We start from the raw sequence: 17603 nt of genomic DNA on the forward strand, positions 1-17603 counted from the left end.
CTCCCGACCCCGCGGCGCGTGGATCCTTCCCCACCGCCGGTCATCCGGCTCCGCGGCGCTCCCACATCTGCACGGGCCGGATCGTGCGGTAGCCCAGGCGCTCGTAGACCGGCGCGCCCATGCGGGTGGCCTGGGTGGTCGACGTCGTCAGCCCCCGGTCGCGCGCGTCGCGCAGCGCACGGTGCAGCAGGCCGCTGAGCAGGCCGCGGCCGCGGGCCACGGGGATCGTCGCCGCGACCCAGAAGTGCAGGTCCTCGCCGTGGTCGCGCACGATCACGAAGGACGCCGGGCGGCCCTCGTGGTGGGCGAGGTACAGGTGCGCGGCGCCCTCGGGCAGCGCGCCCAGCGCGCGCGCCGCCTTGCCCTGGGTGTCCCCGTAGGCCTCGTCGTTGACGGCCAGCGCGTCGGCCAGCGCGCCCCAGTCGCCGGTCCAGGCGGGCTCGGGCGGGCCGTCGCCGAGGTCGGCGAGCTCGATCGCCATCCCGGCGGGCTCGGCGTCGAGCACGTGCCCGCGCGCGGCCAGGACGTCCGCCGTGGCCCGGTCGGCGGAGTCGACCCACACCGTCCAGGCGTACACGCCGGCGTCGGCGTAGGCCTGCGCGAGCGCGTCGTAGCCCGCCTCGAGCGCCCCGGCGGACGCGGCGACGGCGGCGTTCATGACCGACCGCCCCGGCGTGGCCGCCGTGACGGCCGCGGTCACGCCGTCGAGCTCGAGCCCGGAGGCTCCGCCCTGCGCCTGCGTGCGCAGCGTGCCCCGCAGGCTGGCGAACATCCGGGACATGAGGACGGCGTCGTCCACGGCGCGACGCTACCCGATGGGCCCGGACACCTCCAGGACGCCGTCGGCCAGGACCGGCGCACCCTCGCCGGTCCGCGCCCCGAAGCGCAGCGTGCCGCCCACCGCGCCGAGCCCGACGGTCACCGTGCACGGCATGGGCACCGCGCCGGTGAACCGGCAGGCGATGCGCCGCACGCGCGACGGGTCGCCGCGCAGGCCGGAGCGCACCGCGGCCGACACGCAGTGCGCGAGCATGGCCGACCCCTGGTAGATCGGCGAGTCCAGGCCGCCCTCGCGGGCCAGGCGGGCGTCGGTGTGCACGGGGTTGATGATCCCCGAGCACTCGCCGTAGCGGACGGCGTCGGCCAGCTCGATGCGAACCTCGTCGGCGTCGCGCAGCGCGGTCTCCGGCGGCGCGGGCGCCCGTGGCGCCCCGGCGCCGTCGAGGCCCTGCAGCGTCGCACCGAGGTACAGGATGCCCTGGCGGGTGTCCAGCACCGGCTCGCCGTCGAGCGTGGCCGTCGAGAACTCGCACAGAGCGTAGGCCCCGACGGAGCGCGCGCCCACCGCCAGCAGCCGCGAGGTCGTGCGCAGCACGTCGCCGCCGCGGATCGGTCGGTGCACGGTGATCTCGTGACCGACGTGCAGGCCCTGCTCGGCGCCGCCGTCGCAGAACTCCAGGCCGGGAGCGCCGTCGCGCACCAGCGGCCATTCGAGCGCCGCGGCGAACACCGGGTGCGCGACGATCCCGCCCGGACGGTCGACGTCGAACAGCGCGGCGCTCGTGTCGCGCACACCGGCCGCGAAGGCCATGAGCCGGCGATCGTCGACCTCCTGCTCCACGGTGGCCACGTCGCGCTCCAGCACGCCGGGCGGGACGCGGATCCTCATCGCCACGGCCCCCGGGCCGACGCCGGCGCCGCCGCGGCGGCGCGGACGTCGGCGGCCAGCGACGCGTGCATCGCCTCCAGCGCCGGGCGCCGCAGCGCGCCCTTCGTCTCGGCGTAGGGCTGCGCGGGCATCGCGCCGCGGTGGCGGGCGGCGTCCAGCGCGCGGGGCAGCACGGCGTCGGGGGCCACGACCTCGTCGACGATCCCCAGCCCGGCGCAGGTCGCGGCGTCGAGCAGCTCGCTGCCCAGCAGGAGGGTGCTCGCGGCTCGCGCGCTGACGGTGGCCCGCAGCAGGTCGAAGTTGACCAGCGGGTGCGGGAAGCCGAGCTTGACCTCGTTGAGCCCGTAGCGCCCGGCGTCGGAGGCGATGCGCAGGTCGCAGGCCAGGGTCGCCAGGAAGCCGATGCCCACCGCGTGGCCGGCCATCGCCGCGATGACCGGGCACGTCAGGGCGAACACGCCCATGAGCAGCTCGTCGATGTGCACGACGCCCTGGGGCCCGATCGGCGGGGCGGCGAGATCGGCGCCGGCGGAGAAGAAGCCGTGCGCGCCCGTGAGCACGACCGCGGCCGGCGGGTCGCCGGCGAGCCGGGCCATGACGGCCGTGAGCTCGAGCAGCAGCGCCAGGTCGAAGGCGTTGGCCGGCGCGCGGTCCAGCGTGAGGACGACGACCCCGTCGTCCCCGATCGCCTCGGTCACGTGCGGCACGCGAGCCTCCTCGCGTCGGGGTGGTACTTGCCGTGTTGGGCAGGGATGGGTAGCGTTCTCCATGTCGGCGTGTCAGCCTCCCGCGTTCGCCGGCCGTCGGCTCCCACGTCCGGTCTCACCGCCGGACGTCCGACGTTGGGGACGTCGGGCGCGCCGCCTCCGAGGCGGCCCGCGGCCAACCTATCCGCCCGCGCCGGCCCGCGCCAGCGGCCGTCCGTCCCGCCCGACCGGCCGGGTTGTCCGCACAATGACCAGCCTCGCCGACCTCGTGGCGAGCCTGGCCCTGTTCATCGAGCTGGGCGGCGTAGTCAAGAACCGGACGCTGACCGCGGCGACTTCAGCGGCTCGGTGCCGGGACCGCCCCGCCCCCAGGGCGTGCAGGGACCCACCGGGCCCAGCGAGTTCCAGGTACTGACCGTCTCGCCTCTGGACTTCAGCGTGGGCCTCGACGACGCGTCCTTCGAGCTCGTCATCCCGTAGCGCGGGGCATCGCGCCGAGTCCGTCGCCTCCGGGCGGCGGGCCGGCCCCCGCACGCAGGAAAGCTCCCGTTTCCAGGAGCTTTCGGAGCTGCGGGACTAGGACTCGAACCTAGAATACCTCGTCCAGAGCGAGGCGTGTTGCCGATTACACCATCCCGCAAGGGGGCGCGACAGCTGCGCAGTGTATCCGCTGCCGCGGGGCTACGCGGCGTCGCGACCGGGCGCGAACTGGGCCGTGATCGCGTCCTCCAGACCGGGGTCCAGGACGAGCAGCACCTCGTCGCCCGCCTCGATCACGGTGTTGGCCTTCGGCACGAACCCGCGGCCGTCGCGGAGCAGCGAGATGATCAGCGCGCCGTCGGGCAGGCTCATCTCCTGCACGGCCCGGCCGGCGGCCGGTGAGTCCGGGCCGACCTCGACCTCGATGATCTCGAGCTGCTCGTCGCGGAGGTCGAGCAGGTGCACGAGGCCGTAGCTGGGGACCTCGTGCTCGATGAGCCGCAGGATGAGGTCGGTGGCGCTGACGGCCGGCGCGATCCCCAGCAGCTCGAACCACGAGCGGTTGCGGGGGTTGTTGACGCGGGCGATGATCCGCTCGCAGAGGTACTTCTCCTTGGCCACCTGGCAGATGAGGAGGTTGTCCTCATCGTCGCCGGTGACCGCGATGGTCAGGTCGGCCCGCTGGATGCCCGCCCGCTCCAGGACCCAGAGCTCGGTGGCGTCGCCGTACTGGATGGCGTGCTCAAGCTCCTGCTCGATGGTGAGGTAGCGCGTCCGGCGGTTCTCGATGAGCGTCACCTCGTTGCCCTTGGCGATGAGCTCGCGGGCGAGGTTCCAGCCGACCTTGCCGCCTCCGGCGATGATCACGTACATCCTGCGGCCTCCTAGGCGATCGCGCCGAGCGCGGACGTGAACATCTCGATGGCGTGCTGCGTGGGACAGATCGTGTGCAGCCCCTGCTGCTGGTACCACGCCGCACGCGCCGGGTCCATGACCCGCACGATGACCTTCTCGACCTCGTAGTGGCGCTGGGCGATCTGCGAGATCGTGAGGTTCGTGTTGTCGCCGTCGGTGGAGGCGATGAAGACGTCGGCCTCGAGGATCCCGGCCTCGGTGAGCGCGTCGACCTCCATGCCGTGGCCGACGGTGAACCGGCCGCCGGCCTCCTCCCAGGTGGTGTCCAGGCCCACCTCGAGGCGCTCGTGCGAGAGCGGGTCCTCGTCGAGGACGGACACGGTGTGGCCCGCGGCGAGCGCGGTCCGGGCGACGGATGAGCCGACGCGGCCGGCGCCGACGATGAGGATGAACATCGGATCGCACTCTACCCGCCCCGATCGCGGATCGATCCCCGCCGAAGGGAGGGTCCGGCGCAGGCGCCGTCCTCGTGCTCAGGCGGGCGGGTGGTCGCGCAGCGGCGGCGCGGCGCTGATCGACTGGTCGTGCGGCGGTCCCGGGGCCCCGGCGGGCGCGGGGTGCGCCTCGGGGTCCAGGGCCTGGGCGACCGGGACGTCGCTGGCGGGAGGCGCGGTCAGGATGACCTCGCAGCCGGCCTTGGACACGACGTACTTGGTGACCTCGCCGACGAAGTTGTCCATCGGGCCGCCGCGGCCGCCCAGCAGCGCCCCGCCGCGGATGCGCGAGGGCTCTTCGGCGGCGAGCACGATCGCCTGGACCCCGCGGCGCCGGGCCTCCTCGACGATCGCCGCGCCGGCACGGCGCGCGCGCACGGTGGCCGTGGCGACCTCGACGCCCTCGTATTCCTCCCCCACCGCCTTGGCCCGGCGCAGCGCGGCCCGGGCGCGCTCGAGCTGGGCGTCGGGCAGGCGGGCGTCGATCGGCAGCGCCATCGGGACCTCGAAGACCCACACGGCCTCGATCGTGGCGCCGCGGTGCTCGAGCCCCGGGTCGGACTCCTCGCCGGCCAGGCGCCCGGCGGTCTGGATCATGTCGTCGTCCAGCGGGGTGCCGGTCAGCGGCACGAGGATCGAGCCGAACTCGAGGTCGTCGCGCTCCAGGCGCATCGCGGCCTCGGGCACGATGACGCGCTTGAGCAGCGGCTTGCCCTGGGTGCGCCGGTAGACGACGTAGGTCAGCAGGCCGAAGGCCATCCAGCCGAAGCCGACGTAGCGCGCGCCGGAGTGCGTGACGACGACGCTGATCCATGCCGCGAACGACAGCACGGCGCCGAGCAGCGCCGGCAGCGGCAGGTCACCGCCCCGGAAGCGCACCGACAGCGGCACGCGGTAGAAGCGCTCGCGGTCGGGCTCGCGATAGCGCAACGAGATGATCGACAGGTGCGCGATCGTCAGGCCCAGCAGGGCGCCGAACGCGTAGATGCCGACGAGGAAGTCGAGGTCCTCGGGCACGACGAGGGCGCCGGCGATCGCGGCCGCGATGATGATGAGGACGAACGGCGTGGACCGCGTCGGGTGCAGGCGCCCCAGCGCGCTGGGGATCTGGCGGTTGCGCGACAGCGAGTAGGCCAGGCGCGACATGCCGAGCATCGCCGAGTTGGCGGCCGCGATGAGCGTCGCGGTCGCAGCGATGGCGATCACGTAGGTGAGCAGGTGAGCCAGCCAGCGCTGGTGCAGGCTGTCGGTGATGCCCAGCACCGGCGCCTCGACGTACCGGCCGCCGAGCGCGGTGTGGCCGTCGACGACCGGCAGCGCGGTCATGGCGACCAGGCCGATGCCCACGTAGACCACCAGGACGAGCACCGTGGCGGTGCCGATCAGGCGCTTGAGCTGGCGCCGGCTGGCCGTGATCTCGCCCGACAGGCCGGCGGCGGACTCCATCCCGGTGAACACGACGGTCGCCACGCCCAGGGCGAAGATCGTGTCGGTCCACCTGGGCGTCGAGCCCAGGTGGATCGGGTCCAGCAGCGTGTGGGCGTTGAAGAACACCGCCAGGCCGAGGACGATGAGCAGCAGCTGCAGGCCGATGTCGGCCACGACCAGCGCCGTGACGCGGTTGACCCGCGTCTTGGAGAACCCGCGGATGTTGCGTGCGGCGACGTAGACGATGATCCCCAGCGCCAGGACGATCTCCGGGCCACCGTGCCCGAGCCGGCCCCAGAAGGCCCCGAGGTAGTTCGTCGCCGAGAACGAGGTGACCGCGACGAGGATCGTGTAGTCCAGGAGGATCGCCCAGCCGGCGATGAAGCTGATCAGCTCGTTGAAGGCGTAGCGGGCGAACACCGTCGAGCCGGCGCCCTCCTGGTGCAGCGACGCCCCCTCGACGTAGGTCATCACGGCGAGCGCGAAGAACACCGCCGAGACGAGGAACACCGCGGGCGTCAGGCCCAGGGCGTGGTCGGCCACCACGCCGAGCGAGAAGTAGATCGCGCTCGTGACCGAGAGGTAGACGATCGCGAAGAAGGCCGGCTGGCCGAGGCCGCGCCCGAGCATCAGGACCTCCGGCGCAGACGGCCGCGCTCGTTGAGGTACAGCCGGCCCAGCCCGGCGGCGATGAACAGCACGCCGAGCACGATCCCGCGGCCCAGCGCGCCGCCGCCGTTGGCGAGGGTCTGGACGATCATCGCCACGCCGAGGAGGACCATGAACGCCGAGAGCACCCGGGTCGTGCCCCGGTGCAGGTCGCGGGACTGGGACATGTGGGGCACAGGCTACGCCGCGGTCGGGCGGCTCGGCGTGCGGCCCGGGTGGCCGCTCACCCGGCGGCCGCCGTCGTGGCGGCGGCGCGTCGCAGGCCCGGGCCGTTGCTGGGGTCGGACTGGATGATGACCCGGCAGGGCCGCTCGGTGAGCACGGTCTCCAGCGTCTTGCCGAACAGCGAGCCGCCGCTGCGCGGCGGCAGCGGCATGACGATCGCCTGGGCGCGCAGGGTGCGCGCCTCCTGCACGATGAGCCGGCCGGCCTGCCCCGGGCGGACCTTGTCGACGTGACCGGTCACGCGGCGCCCGCCCTGCAGGCGCGCCTGCTCGATGAGCGTCGCGGCGGCGGCCTCGGCCTCGGGCAGCGCGGCGCCGATCGGCGAGGACTGCGGCACGGCGATCCACACGAGGATGTGGATGCCGCGGCGCCGGCGGGCCGCCACCTTGGCCGCGGCCGCCACGGCGCCCTTGGGGTAGGGCTGGTTGGCGTCCAGGGCGACGAGGACGGACTCGTACTCGGCCTCGTGCTCCAGGACGGGGCGCTGGATCGCCACCTTCGTCGTCGTCGTCAGGTCCAGGCCCTGGCGGCGGCGGTAGACCGGGTAGATCGCGCACCCCAGCGCCAGCCAGCCCAGGCCGGCCAGCGCCACGTCGACGTGCAGGGCGGTGACCACGCCGAAGGCCAGCGCGGTGAACAGGCCCCCGAAGACGGCGAACAGCGGGATCGACCGGCCGCCGCTGAGCTCGATGTTGCCCGGCCCGCGCCACGGCCGGCGCGCGTCGGGCTTGGCGAGCCGGAGCTTGACGACGGCCAGGTGGGCGATCGTGAACGACAGCATCGCGCCGAAGGCGTAGATGTTGCCCAGGAAGTCGGCCTTGCCGGGGATGACCGCGAGGCACGCGATGACGCCGAAGATCGCGATCCCGATGTAGGGCGTGCCGTACCTGGGGTGCAGCTGGCGCAGGCGGTCGGGCACCTGGCGGTGGATGCCCATCGAGTAGACGAGCCGGCTGACGCCGATGATCCCCGCGTTGGAGGCGATGAACAGGATCGTGGCCGCCAGCACGCCGACGTAGAGCTGGGCCGGCGCCTGCAGGAAGCCCAGGTTGAAGTGCTTGACGACCCCGAGCACCGGGTCGCCGGCGAACCCGCCCTGGCTCTCGGGCAGGCCGAGCTGGGTGACGTACTTGCCGTCGGCGTTCTGCGTGACCGGCAGCGCCGACAGCGCCACCATCGGCAGCAGCGCGTAGATGGCGAAGACCGCGATGACCACGCGGTTGATCGCCGCCGGGATCGTCTTCTCCTCGTCCTTGGCCTCCTCGGCCATGTTCGAGATCGTCTCGATGCCCGTGTAGGCGATCATCCCGACCGGGATCGCGATGAAGAAGTCCTTCCACGTCGGCGCGATGCCGAACTGCACGTTGTCGATCAGCGTGTTCGGGCTGAAGACGAGGAAGATGCCGACCGCGACGAGCAGCAGCTGCGTCATGAAGTCGACGACGGCCAGCCCGATGTTGACGCCGGCCGACTCCTTGACCCCGCGGACGTTGACGACCGAGAGGAACACGATCACGCCGATGGCGAAGATGATGTCGCCGGGGCCGTGGCGCAGCGCGTCCCAGAACAGGCCCCCGATGTAGTGCGGCACGAAGAACGCCGAGATGGCGATCGTGATCACGTAGTTGAGCATCTGCGCCCACGCCGCGAAGAACGACCAGAACTCGTTGAACGCGTGGCGGGCGAACGACGAGGAGCCGCCGGCCTCGGGGTACATCGCCGTCGCCTCGGCGTAGGTCGACGCCGTCAGGTAGAAGATGAACCCGGTGAGGACGAACACCACCGGCGTGAGGCCCAGCGCGAAGCTGGCCACGAGCCCGAGCGCGTAGTAGATCGACGAGCCCACGTTCCCGTAGGCGGTCGAGAAGAGCGCGTTGACCCCGAGCACGCGCTGCAGGCCATGGAGGCGTCGTTCGGCCATTCAGCGCTCGGGAGTGTAGGGAGCGCGACGGTCGCACGCGTCCCCTGGACGTGGGAGGGGCGGCCCTGCGGCCGCCCCTCCGTCACGCCGGGTGTCGCCGGTGCCTAGGTGATGATCGGGATGATGAGGATCGCCACGATGTTGGCGACCTTGATCATCGGGTTGATCGCCGGGCCCGAGGTGTCCTTGAACGGGTCGCCGACCGTGTCGCCGGTGACCGAGGCCGCGTGGGCCTCGGAGCCCTTGCCGCCGAACGCGCCGTCCTCGATGAGCTTCTTCGCGTTGTCCCAGGCACCGCCGCCGGCGGTCATGAGGACGGCGAAGAAGAACCCGACGACGATGACGCCGATGAGCAGGCCGCCCAGAGCCTGGATGTCGATGATGCCGACGATGAACGTCATGGCGATCGGCAGCAGCGCCGGGAGGATCATCTCGCGCTGTGCGGCCTTGGTGACGAGGTCCACGCACCGGGCGTAGTCGGGCTGGTCGGTGCCCTCCATGATCCCCGGCTTCTCGCGGAACTGCCGGCGGACCTCCTCGACGACCTGACCGCCGGCGCGGCCGACGGCCTCCATCGACAGCGCGGCGAACAGGCAGACCATGAGGCCGCCCAGCAGCAGCCCGATGAGCACCGCCGGGTTGCCGACGTCGAAGTTCAGCGTCGAGGCGCTGACCTTGTTGTCGGCCAGCTCGAAGCGGAAGCCGGCGAAGAGCACGACCGCGGCCAGGACGGCCGAGCCGATCGCGTAGCCCTTGGTGACGGCCTTCGTCGTGTTGCCGACCGCGTCGAGCTTGTCCGTGATGTTGCGGACCTCTTCGGGCAGCTCGGACATCTCGGCGATGCCGCCCGCGTTGTCGGTGATCGGCCCGAAGGCGTCCAGCGCGACGATGAGGCCGGTCAGCGACAGCTGACCCATGACGGCCACGCCGATGCCGTAGATGCCGACGGTCCCGCCGCCGGCCAGCTTCCAGGCGCCGAGGATGCCGAGGCAGAGCACCAGCGCCGGCAGCGCGGTGGCCTGGAAGCCCTGGGCGAGGCCGGAGATGATGTTCGTGGCGTGCCCGGTCTGGGACGCCGCGGCGGTCTTCTTGACCGGCCCGAACCGCGTGGACGTGTAGTAGTCGGTGATCACGAACAGCAGCGCGGTGACCGCGATGCCGATGAGCGAGCAGAGGTAGAGCTTGCCGACGCCCGGGGTGTCGATGCCGCCCTTGTACTGCACGCCGTCCATGAGCCACTTCGTCACGGGGTAGAACAGGATCGCGGCGATGATGCCCGAGGCGATGAGGCCCTTGTACAGTGCGGCCTCGACGTTGTCGGTCTTCGTCTTGACGAAGAACGTGCCGATGATCGACGCGACGATGGCCACCGCGCCCAGGACCAGCGGGTACAGGGCGGCGGCCGTGGAGCCCGCGCCCGTGAACGTCAGGACGCCGAGCAGCATGACGGCGACGGCGGTCACCGCGTAGGTCTCGAACAGGTCGGCGGCCATGCCGGCGCAGTCGCCCACGTTGTCGCCGACGTTGTCGGCGATCGTCGCGGGGTTGCGCGGGTCGTCCTCGGGGATGCCGGCCTCGACCTTGCCGACGAGGTCGGCGCCGACGTCGGCGGCCTTCGTGAAGATGCCGCCGCCCAGTCGGGCGAAGACCGAGATGAGCGAGCCGCCGAAGCTCAGGCCGATGAGCGCGTCCACGGCCTCCTTCTGCGAGCGGTCGAACACCGTGGTGAGCAGGCCGTAGTACCCGGCGACGCCGAGCAGCGCCAGGCCGACGACGAGCATGCCGGTGATGGCGCCGCCGCGGAACGCGACGTCCAGGCCGGGCGAGACGCCGCCGCGGGCCGCCTCGGCCACGCGGCAGTTCGCGCGCACCGAGACGTTCATCCCGATGTAGCCGGTGGCGCCCGACAGCACGCCGCCGATGACGAAGCCGATCGCGACGTAGCCGTCCTGGATGAAGATCAGGGCGATCGCGAGGACGATGCCGGCGATGCCGATCGTCGTGTACTGGCGGTTCAGGTACGCCTGAGCGCCCTCTTGCACGGCACCCGAGATGCGCTGCATCGTCTCGTTGCCGGGTGACAGCGACAGCAGCTGCCTCGTGGTCAGCAGCCCGTAGGCCACCGCGAGCGCCGCGCACACCAGCGCCACCACGACCCCGTGGTTGGTCAGGAAGTCACTCAACGCAGTTCCTCCAGGTCTGATTCAGGACAGCACCGGCGGAGATTCGACGGTGTGTTCGGGCCTGTGAGGCGCTACGACGGACGCCGGCCCTGGCTCAACAACCGCGCCATCCTAAACGTCAGAGCCGTCGGACCGTCGTCTTCCCTACCGGACGGTCAGACCGCGGTGCTACTGACCGGGCACCCACAGGCGTCCGCTGGACTGCGCGGGGCCCGGGCCGGGCGGCTGCTCGCCGGGCCCGCCGCCCTCGGCGGGGCCGGCTCGCCGGGGGTCCCGGGGGCCGCGCCCGCCCCGGCCGCCAGCTGCGCGTAGGCCAGCTGCAGCTGCGACAGCGCGTCGCGGATCGCCTTGCCGTCGGGGCCCAGCTCGGCCTCGATGAGCGGCAGCAGCGCCCGCGCGCCCTCGATGGCCAGCCGCAGCTGCTCGGGGTCGCGCTCGTCCTCGGTCCCGGGGGCCAGGCCGGCGCGGCGGCCACCCAGGTTCACGAGTGTGACGATCGTCTGGACGATCACGTCCTCGACGCGCAGCTGGCGCAGCTGCTGCTCGAGCTGCGCCTCGTACGCGGCGCGCATCTCGGCCTCGTTGGCCGGGGGCTGCTGCGGGTTGTCGGTCATCGTGCTGGCACCTCCTGGGCGTAGGTCTGCCGGGTCTCCTGCACGGAGGTCGCGAAGACCTCCTCCAGCGGCGTGCCGGCATCGAGCGCGCGCCGCTGGCGCTGGGCCCCGTTGAGCGCGGCGAGGACGGGATCGATCCCGAGCTCGGCGCGGACGGGGGCCGTCCAGGAAAGCAGACGCTGCACCGCGGCCGCCGCGGGCTCCTCGTCCAGCCGCTGCAGGTCGATCTGCCGGCCGTCCATCCCGAAGCGGATCGCGCGCCAGAGGTTCTCCTCCAGCAGGCGCCCCGGCAGGTCGGCGTGCGGACGTCCCTCGTCCTCGTCGCGAGCGGCCTGGGCCACGCAGGCGGTGATGAGCGCCGCGAGGGCGTCGCTCTCCCCCGCCGTGGCCTGTGCGTCGCAGATGCGGACCTCGACCGTGCCGAAGGAGAAGTGCGGGCGCACCGACCACCAGACCTGGGTGTACTCGACGATGGACCGCGTGCGGGTCAGCAGGTCGATGTACTGCGCGTAGGCGTCCCAGGTGCCGAACGCGTCGGGGATGCCGCAGCGCGGGAAGCTCTTGGTGAACGTCTGGGTGCGGGCCGAGTGCAGGCCCGAGTCCAGGCCGTCGACGCCGGTGGAGTTCGCGCTGAGCGCCAGGAGCGTCGGCAGCACGGGGCGCAGGCGGTCGCAGACGCGGATCGCGCGGTCGGCGCCGCGCACGCCGACGTGGACGTGCAGCGAGAACGTGTTGTTGCGCCGTGCGACGTACTGCAGCCCGTCGACGACCCGGCGGTAGTGCTCCGTGTCGATGTTGCGCTGCAGGCGGTAGTCGGCCAGCGGGTGGGTGCCCGTCGAGCCCAGGAGCAGGCCGCGGCCCGCGGCGAGGTCGAACAGGCGCCGGCGGACGTCGCGCTGGCGGGCCAGCGCGTCGGCCAGGTCGGTCCCACGGCCGGACCGGATCTCGATCTCGCTGCAGATGAGCTCGCCGGAGATCGACTCGGCGAGCACCGGGTCGGTGGCCGTCGCGGCGTCGCGGAGCTCCTCGAACCGCGGCACGAGGTCGAGCGTGTCGGGGTCCAGGAGGGAGAACTCCTCCTCCAGGCCGACCGTCCAGTCCGTCGACGTCGCGAAGCCCTCCGCGGCGCGTTCGAGATCCAGGCTCAAGGCGTTCCGTTCTAGGTCAGGTAGAAGTAGAGCGCGTACAGGAGGTCGACCGCGGGACTCGAGGTGTGCACGGTCACCTCCGGCGGGACACGAAGCAGCGACTCGGAGTAGTTGAAGATGATCTTCACGCCGGACAGCACGAGCTGGTCGGCGAGCGTCTGGGCGGCCGAGCTGGGCACGGCGAGCACGCCGACGACGATGTCCTCGTCCTCGACGACCTGCGGGACCGTGGCGACGTCGCGCACCTGCAGCGCGCCGACCGACGTCCCGACCTTCTCCGGGTCGGCGTCGAAGATGGCGACGACGCGGAAGCCGTGGTCGGCGAACACGTCGGAGGAGGCGATGGCGCGGCCGAGATGGCCGGCGCCGAAGAGCGCGATGTTGTGCTGGCCGGCGGTGCGCAGGATCTTGCGGATCTGGGAGACCAGTCCGTCGACGTTGTAGCCGACGCCGCGCTTGCCGAACTTGCCGAAGCCGGAGAGGTCGCGGCGGATCTGCGTCGAGTTGACCTGGGTGAACGAGGAGAGCTCCTGGGAGGAGATCGTCTCCTTGCCCTCCTTCTTGGCCTTCGTCAGGACCTGGAGGTAGCGCGCCAGGCGGGCGGCGACCCCGAGCGACAGGCGGTCGGGGACCGGCTCGGTGTCGTCGGCGCCGTTCGTGTCCCCGGCACCGTGCGGCTTGGTCAGATCCCCGACGCTCATCGGTCGCCAACTGTACCGAGGCGCCTGCGCAACCCGGGCTCGTCCAGGAAGAAGTCGAACAGCTCCTCGCCGTCGAGCGCGATCACCGGGATCCGCTCCAGGTAGCGACGCAGGAGGTGGTCATCGGCCTCGATGTCGTGCTCGACGAGCTCGAAGGCCAGCTCAGCGCGCAGCGCGAGCAGCTGCGCGCGGGCGTCGTCGCAAAGATGGCAGCCGGGACGGCCGTAGAGGTCCACGCGGGGCACTGCCGGCATGATGCAGCGCCGCGGCGGCGCACGCGGCGCCGGCGGTGAACGCCACGAGGTGCTCGAAGTCCGAGAGCTCGCCCTGGGCGGGCACCAGGACCACGAAGGTGAGCAGGCACGCCACGCCGAGCACGATCACCGGTCGGCCGCGCGGCAGGCGGCCGCGCAGCGCCGCGACGAGCAGGGCGCCCAGGCAGGCCGCCCAGATCGCCGAGATGCCGTAGTCCTCGGTGTCGGCGACGTTGCGCACGGCGTGGGCGTCGACCAGGCCCAGGACGCCGATCCCGCTGTAGACGGCCAGCGTGGAGATCACGTGCCCGGCCGCCGCCACGACCCAGAACAGCCGCGCGCCGAACCGGGCGATGATCACCCAGACCAGCACCGCGGTGCCGGCGATCTGCAGGACGGGCGGCCCGTCGACGATCAGCGCGCTGGTGGCCAGCAGCCAGAGGCGGCCGTGCTGCAGCGCGTCGGGTGAGGCGGCCAGCGTCGCGGGGCGCGGCACCCCCCACGCGGCGCGCGTCAGCGCCAGGGTGGCGACGGCGGCCAGCCACGCCACCGCGGCGGCTGCTCCGGGGCCCATCGATCGCGCGCGCGCCATCACCCGTGCAGTGTGCCCGTTCGCGCACACGCATTCGAGGGATGCACCCGGACCATCAAGCGGCCGATCACGGGTGTACAGGCGTCGTTCATGTCGCCGACCTACCGTCAGAGCCACCCATGCAGCACCCCCACCCCCACCCCCGCCGCCCGCTCATCGTCGAGCGCCACGCCCTGGGCCCCGCGTGTACGCCCTGGGCGTGCGGATCCACGAATGGCACCTCGGCCTCGCCGTCGGCGCCGCCGCGGCGGCCTGGCGCCTGCTGGCCGGCGGCCCGGCCATCGCGGTCGCGGTCCTGGCGATCGTGGCGTCCTGGCTGATGGCCAAGGACTGGCGCGACCTGCCCGGCGTGGGCGGCGACCGGCGCGACACGGGCGCGTGGCGCCTGGGCCTGCACCGGCCGCCCGACGCCCCGGCCCTGCCCCCGGCCCGCGACCGCGTGCCCGCCGCGGCCGCGGCGGCCACCGCGGCCACCGGCCTGCTCAACGTGCTCTCCGCGGTGACCCAGGAGCTGCCGCTGCGCCTGCGCGACCTGCTGGCGATCGCGCCCGGCGGCGACGTCCGCGTCGCCCATGCGCTGGCGCTGCCGGTCGGCGTCGCGCTGACGTGCGCCGCCTGGCCGCTGGCGCGCCGACGCCGGCGCGCGCTGCACGGCGCCGTCGCGCTGCTGGCCGCCGTCGGCGTCCTGAACGTCCTCAAGGGCCTGGACCTCGAGGAGGCCATGGTCAGCTGGGCGCTCGCCGCGGTGCTGTGGCGCTCGCGCGCGGCGTTCTGGGTCGGCCACGAGCGCCCGGCGTCGGCGGCGCTGGCCCTGCGCGTCGTGCTCCTGCCCGCCCTCGCGCTGGCCGTCGGCACCGCCGTCGTGGCGCTGGCCGCCGGGCACGCCGCGCCCGTCCCCGGCGCCGGGGCGACGCCCCGCGTCGCCGCCCGGCTGCTGACGCTCTCGGGCGGCACGAGCTTCCACGGCGCGTTCGGCTGGGTCCCCCTCGGCCTCGGGCTGCTCGGCCTCGGCACCGCGCTGGCCGTGGCGGCCGCGGTCCTGGAGCCGCTGCGCCCCGCCAACCTGGGCGGCGCGCTGGACCGCCGCCGCGCGGCCGCGATCGTGCGCCGGCACGGCACCGACACGCTGAGCGCCTTCAAGCTGCGCCACGACCTGCACCGGCTCTGGTCGCCCGACGGCCAGGCGATGGTCGCCTTCCGCATCGAGGCCGGCTCCATGCTGCTGGCCGGCGACCCGGTCGGTCCCGAGCGGGCACGCGCGGCGATGCTCGAGCAGGCCGTCGACTGGGCCCACCGCCACGGGCTGGGCTTCGGCGTCGTCGGCGCCACGGAGGACTTCGCCCTCCTGGCGCGCCGCGTCGGCGTGCGGCGCCTGTACCTCGGCGACGAGGCGATCCTGCCCACAGGCGTCATGGACCTCTCCGGCGGCGCGCGCAAGACGATGCGCAAGGCCGTCAACCGCGTCGCGCGCCACGGCTACACCGCCGAGCTGCGCACGGTCGGCGACCTGGACACGGCGACGGTCGCGCGCCTGGGCGAGGTGTCGGACGCGTGGCGCGACGGCGAGCCCGAGCGCGGGTTCTCCATGGCCCACGACGCGCTCGTCGACGAGCTGCTGCCCGACGCCCTGGTCGTCCTGGGGCGCGACGCCGACGGCGTCGTGCGCGGCTTCCTGCACTTCGTGCCCGTCTTCGGCCGCTCGGCGATGTCGCTGGGCTTCATGCGCCGCGAGCGCGACACGCCCAACGGGCTGACCGAGTTCCTCGTCGTGGAGTCCGCCCGCCTGCTCGCCGACCTCGGCGTGGAGGAGTTCTCGCTGAACTTCGCCGCCTACGGGCGCTGGCTGCGCGCCCCGTCGGGCCGGCTGGAGCGCGTGCTGGCGATCGGCCTGCGCCGCGCCGACCGCTGGTTCCAGGTCCAGCGGCTGCTGAGCTTCAACGCGAAGTTCGACCCGCGCTGGCAGCCGCGCTACCTGCTCTTCGAGCGCCCGGCCCAGCTGCCGCGCATCTGCCTGGCCTCCATGTGGGCCGAGGGCCAGCTGCCGCGCCTGCGCCTGCCGGGCGCCGCCGGCGCCGGGCCCGAGCCCTCGCCCCGCGACGCCTAGAGCGCGCGCTGGCCCGTGGCGTGCACCTCGAGGCCGAGGTAGCCCGGGAACGCGACGGGGTCGACGTAGCGCGCGGCGCTGGCGATCATCGCCGCGTTGTCGGTGCACAGCTCCCGCGGCGGGATGCGCACCACGGGGGCCAGGGCGCCGAGGCGCTCGCGCAGCGGCCCGTTGGCGGCGACCCCGCCGCCCACGGCCAGGCGGTCCAGGCCCGTGTCCTGCAGCGCGCGCGCCACCCGGACGGCGAGCTGCTCGACGATCGCGTGCTGGTAGGAGGCCGCCAGGTCGGCGCGGCGCGCCTGCGCCTCGTCGTCGCCGAGATCGCGGACCTTGTAGAGCAGCGCGGTCTTCAAGCCGGCGAACGAGAAGTCCAGGCCGCGGAGGTTGCGCGACGTCGGGAACGCGAAGGCGCCGGGGTCGCCCTCGGCGGCCAGGCGCTCGAGGTGCGGGCCGCCCGGGAACGGGAGGCCGAGCAGCCGCGCGCCCTTGTCGATGGCCTCCCCGGCGGCGTCGTCCAGCGTGGCGCCGAGCACGCTGAAGCCGCGGTGGTCATCGACGCGGGCCAGGAACGTGTGGCCGCCGCTGGCGATGAGGCACAGGAACGGCGGCTCCAGCGGGGCCTGGCCGGGCTCGGGGCCCAGGCGCAGGAAGTTGGCCGCCACGTGGCCCTGGAGGTGGTCGACGGCGGCCAGCGGCAGGCCGCGCGCGGCCGCCAGGCCCTTGGCCGTGGCCACGCCGACGAGCAGCGCGCCGACCAGGCCCGGCCCCGCGGTGACCGCGACGAGGTCGACGTCGTCCAGCGTGGCCCCCGCGCGGGCGAGCGCGTCGTCGATGACCGGCGTGGCCAGCTCGAGGTGGCGGCGGCCGGCGACCTCGGGCACCACGCCGCCGTAGCGGTCGTGCACGCCCTGGGAGGAGATGACGTTCGCGCGGATCTCGCCGTCGTGGGTCACGAGCGCCGCGCACGTGTCGTCGCATGACGTCTCGATGGCGAGGATCACGGCCGGGCCCCGCGGGTCACTGGCCGATCGCCCGCTTGAGCGGGTCGACGGCGTTGGGGATGTCGTCCAGCGAGCCGCGCAGGGTCGCGGGGGTCCGCCACATGATCACGGCGTCCTCCCCGTTGTCCTGGTAGTAGCGGCGCCGCCGGCCGGCGGCCCGGAAGCCGTGGCGCTCGTAGAGCGTCATCGCCCCCGTGTTGCTCGTGCGCACCTCGAGCGTGAACCGCGGCTCGGGCTCCTGGACGCGGCCGAGGAGATCGGAGAGCAGCGCGGTGGCCAGGCCCTCGCGGCGGCGCTCCGGCGCCACGGCCACGTTCATGATGTGCCAGATCGTGTCGTAGCGCGAGCAGATGCAGTAGCCCACGATCGCGCCCGCGTCCAGCGCGGCCAGGCAGATGCCCGACGGCTTGCTGAGTTCGAGCACGAACATCGCCAGCGACCACGGCGTGGGGAACGCGCGCCGCTCGATCGCGATGACCTGCGGGAGGTCGGCGTAGGTCAGGCGGCGGATGTGCAGGTCGGGAGGCGTCACCGGGCTCAGGACCGGCGGGGAACGGC

Annotated in this window: 17 protein-coding genes and 1 tRNA gene; 1 reads left to right on the forward strand and 17 read right to left on the reverse strand. The window is 73.4% G+C overall.

Features of this window, described 5'->3' with window-relative positions; translation table 11 throughout:
• Window positions 1–40: 40 nt before the first annotated feature.
• The 15 genes from FSW04_RS19175 to FSW04_RS19245 form a co-directional block, all read right to left on the reverse strand.
• Window positions 41–799 carry a GNAT family N-acetyltransferase gene (locus FSW04_RS19175; protein ID WP_146921839.1) on the reverse strand — a complete coding sequence of 253 codons (759 nt, stop codon included), beginning with the start codon at window positions 797–799 and terminating at the stop codon, window positions 41–43.
• Between the two features lie 9 nt (window positions 800–808).
• Window positions 809–1669: a MaoC/PaaZ C-terminal domain-containing protein gene (locus FSW04_RS19180; RefSeq protein WP_146921840.1), complete on the reverse strand. Its 861-nt coding sequence runs from the start codon at window positions 1667–1669 to the stop codon at window positions 809–811.
• Window positions 1666–2376: an enoyl-CoA hydratase/isomerase family protein gene (locus FSW04_RS19185; protein WP_187368922.1), complete on the reverse strand. Its 711-nt coding sequence runs from the start codon at window positions 2374–2376 to the stop codon at window positions 1666–1668. Before FSW04_RS19185 ends, FSW04_RS19180 begins: the two co-directional genes overlap by 4 nt.
• 568 nt (window positions 2377–2944) lie before the next feature.
• Window positions 2945–3016, reverse strand: a tRNA-Gln gene (locus tag FSW04_RS19190).
• 41 nt (window positions 3017–3057) lie between these two features.
• Window positions 3058–3729, reverse strand: coding sequence for a potassium channel family protein (locus tag FSW04_RS19195; protein WP_146921842.1), 672 nt, complete (start codon window positions 3727–3729; stop codon window positions 3058–3060).
• A gap of 11 nt (window positions 3730–3740) precedes the next feature.
• Window positions 3741–4166, reverse strand: coding sequence for a potassium channel family protein (locus FSW04_RS19200; RefSeq protein ID WP_146921843.1), 426 nt, complete (start codon window positions 4164–4166; stop codon window positions 3741–3743).
• A gap of 78 nt (window positions 4167–4244) precedes the next feature.
• Window positions 4245–6263, reverse strand: a complete 2019-nt coding sequence (locus tag FSW04_RS19205) for an amino acid permease (protein WP_146921844.1) — start codon at window positions 6261–6263, stop codon at window positions 4245–4247.
• Window positions 6263–6469: a hypothetical protein gene (locus tag FSW04_RS19210; protein WP_146921846.1), complete on the reverse strand. Its 207-nt coding sequence runs from the start codon at window positions 6467–6469 to the stop codon at window positions 6263–6265. The genes FSW04_RS19205 and FSW04_RS19210 overlap by 1 nt, the downstream gene beginning before the upstream one ends.
• A gap of 56 nt (window positions 6470–6525) precedes the next feature.
• On the reverse strand, window positions 6526–8448 hold the full coding sequence (locus FSW04_RS19215) for an APC family permease (protein WP_146921847.1): 1923 nt from the start codon (window positions 8446–8448) through the stop codon (window positions 6526–6528).
• Window positions 8449–8552: 104 nt separating this feature from the next.
• Entirely contained in the window at window positions 8553–10631 is a 2079-nt protein-coding gene (locus FSW04_RS19220; protein ID WP_146921849.1) for a sodium-translocating pyrophosphatase, read from the reverse strand.
• 155 nt (window positions 10632–10786) lie between these two features.
• Window positions 10787–11245, reverse strand: coding sequence for a hypothetical protein (locus FSW04_RS19225; protein WP_146921850.1), 459 nt, complete (start codon window positions 11243–11245; stop codon window positions 10787–10789).
• Window positions 11242–12393, reverse strand: coding sequence for a carboxylate-amine ligase (locus FSW04_RS19230; protein WP_146921851.1), 1152 nt, complete (start codon window positions 12391–12393; stop codon window positions 11242–11244). The genes FSW04_RS19225 and FSW04_RS19230 overlap by 4 nt, the downstream gene beginning before the upstream one ends.
• An 11-nt stretch (window positions 12394–12404) precedes the next feature.
• Entirely contained in the window at window positions 12405–13094 is a 690-nt protein-coding gene (locus FSW04_RS19235) for a redox-sensing transcriptional repressor Rex (RefSeq protein WP_146921852.1), read from the reverse strand.
• Complete coding sequence (locus tag FSW04_RS19240) at window positions 13091–13330, reverse strand: glutaredoxin family protein (RefSeq protein WP_228430585.1); 240 nt, start codon at window positions 13328–13330, stop codon at window positions 13091–13093. The genes FSW04_RS19235 and FSW04_RS19240 overlap by 4 nt, the downstream gene beginning before the upstream one ends.
• Complete coding sequence (locus FSW04_RS19245; RefSeq protein WP_146921854.1) at window positions 13257–13940, reverse strand: hypothetical protein; 684 nt, start codon at window positions 13938–13940, stop codon at window positions 13257–13259. The genes FSW04_RS19240 and FSW04_RS19245 overlap by 74 nt, the downstream gene beginning before the upstream one ends.
• A 199-nt stretch (window positions 13941–14139) precedes the next feature.
• Here FSW04_RS19245 and FSW04_RS19250 point away from each other — a divergent pair, with 199 nt between their 5' ends.
• Window positions 14140–16044 (forward strand): bifunctional lysylphosphatidylglycerol flippase/synthetase MprF, encoded by a 1905-nt coding sequence (locus FSW04_RS19250; protein ID WP_187368923.1) that lies wholly within the window; start codon window positions 14140–14142, stop codon window positions 16042–16044.
• On the opposite strand, the gene tsaD is transcribed toward FSW04_RS19250, so the two are convergent.
• Together tsaD and rimI are read right to left on the reverse strand one after the other, a co-directional pair.
• Window positions 16041–17045, reverse strand: coding sequence for a tRNA (adenosine(37)-N6)-threonylcarbamoyltransferase complex transferase subunit TsaD (gene tsaD / locus FSW04_RS19255; protein ID WP_146921856.1), 1005 nt, complete (start codon window positions 17043–17045; stop codon window positions 16041–16043). The two genes, FSW04_RS19250 and tsaD, sit on opposite strands and share 4 nt — an antisense overlap.
• A gap of 16 nt (window positions 17046–17061) precedes the next feature.
• Window positions 17062–17577, reverse strand: coding sequence for a ribosomal protein S18-alanine N-acetyltransferase (gene rimI, locus FSW04_RS26340; protein ID WP_187368924.1), 516 nt, complete (start codon window positions 17575–17577; stop codon window positions 17062–17064).
• Between the last annotated feature and the right edge of the window lie 26 nt (window positions 17578–17603).

It is taken from the genome of Baekduia soli, assembly GCF_007970665.1.
Taxonomy (GTDB): domain Bacteria; phylum Actinomycetota; class Thermoleophilia; order Solirubrobacterales; family Solirubrobacteraceae; genus Baekduia; species Baekduia soli.

Excerpts from the sequence above, each read along its gene's own strand:
- FSW04_RS19180 (WP_146921840.1), bottom strand. The coding sequence starts at position 1,669 with ATGAGGATCCGCGTCCCGCCCGGCGTGCTGGAGCGCGACGTGGCCACC.
- FSW04_RS19195 (WP_146921842.1), bottom strand. The coding sequence starts at position 3,729 with ATGTACGTGATCATCGCCGGAGGCGGCAAGGTCGGCTGGAACCTCGCC.
- FSW04_RS19200 (WP_146921843.1), bottom strand. The coding sequence starts at position 4,166 with ATGTTCATCCTCATCGTCGGCGCCGGCCGCGTCGGCTCATCCGTCGCC.
- FSW04_RS19205 (WP_146921844.1), bottom strand. The coding sequence starts at position 6,263 with ATGCTCGGGCGCGGCCTCGGCCAGCCGGCCTTCTTCGCGATCGTCTAC.
- FSW04_RS19210 (WP_146921846.1), bottom strand. The coding sequence starts at position 6,469 with ATGTCCCAGTCCCGCGACCTGCACCGGGGCACGACCCGGGTGCTCTCG.
- FSW04_RS19215 (WP_146921847.1), bottom strand. The coding sequence starts at position 8,448 with ATGGCCGAACGACGCCTCCATGGCCTGCAGCGCGTGCTCGGGGTCAAC.
- FSW04_RS19225 (WP_146921850.1), bottom strand. The coding sequence starts at position 11,245 with ATGACCGACAACCCGCAGCAGCCCCCGGCCAACGAGGCCGAGATGCGC.
- FSW04_RS19235 (WP_146921852.1), bottom strand. The coding sequence starts at position 13,094 with ATGAGCGTCGGGGATCTGACCAAGCCGCACGGTGCCGGGGACACGAAC.
- FSW04_RS19245 (WP_146921854.1), bottom strand. The coding sequence starts at position 13,940 with ATGGCGCGCGCGCGATCGATGGGCCCCGGAGCAGCCGCCGCGGTGGCG.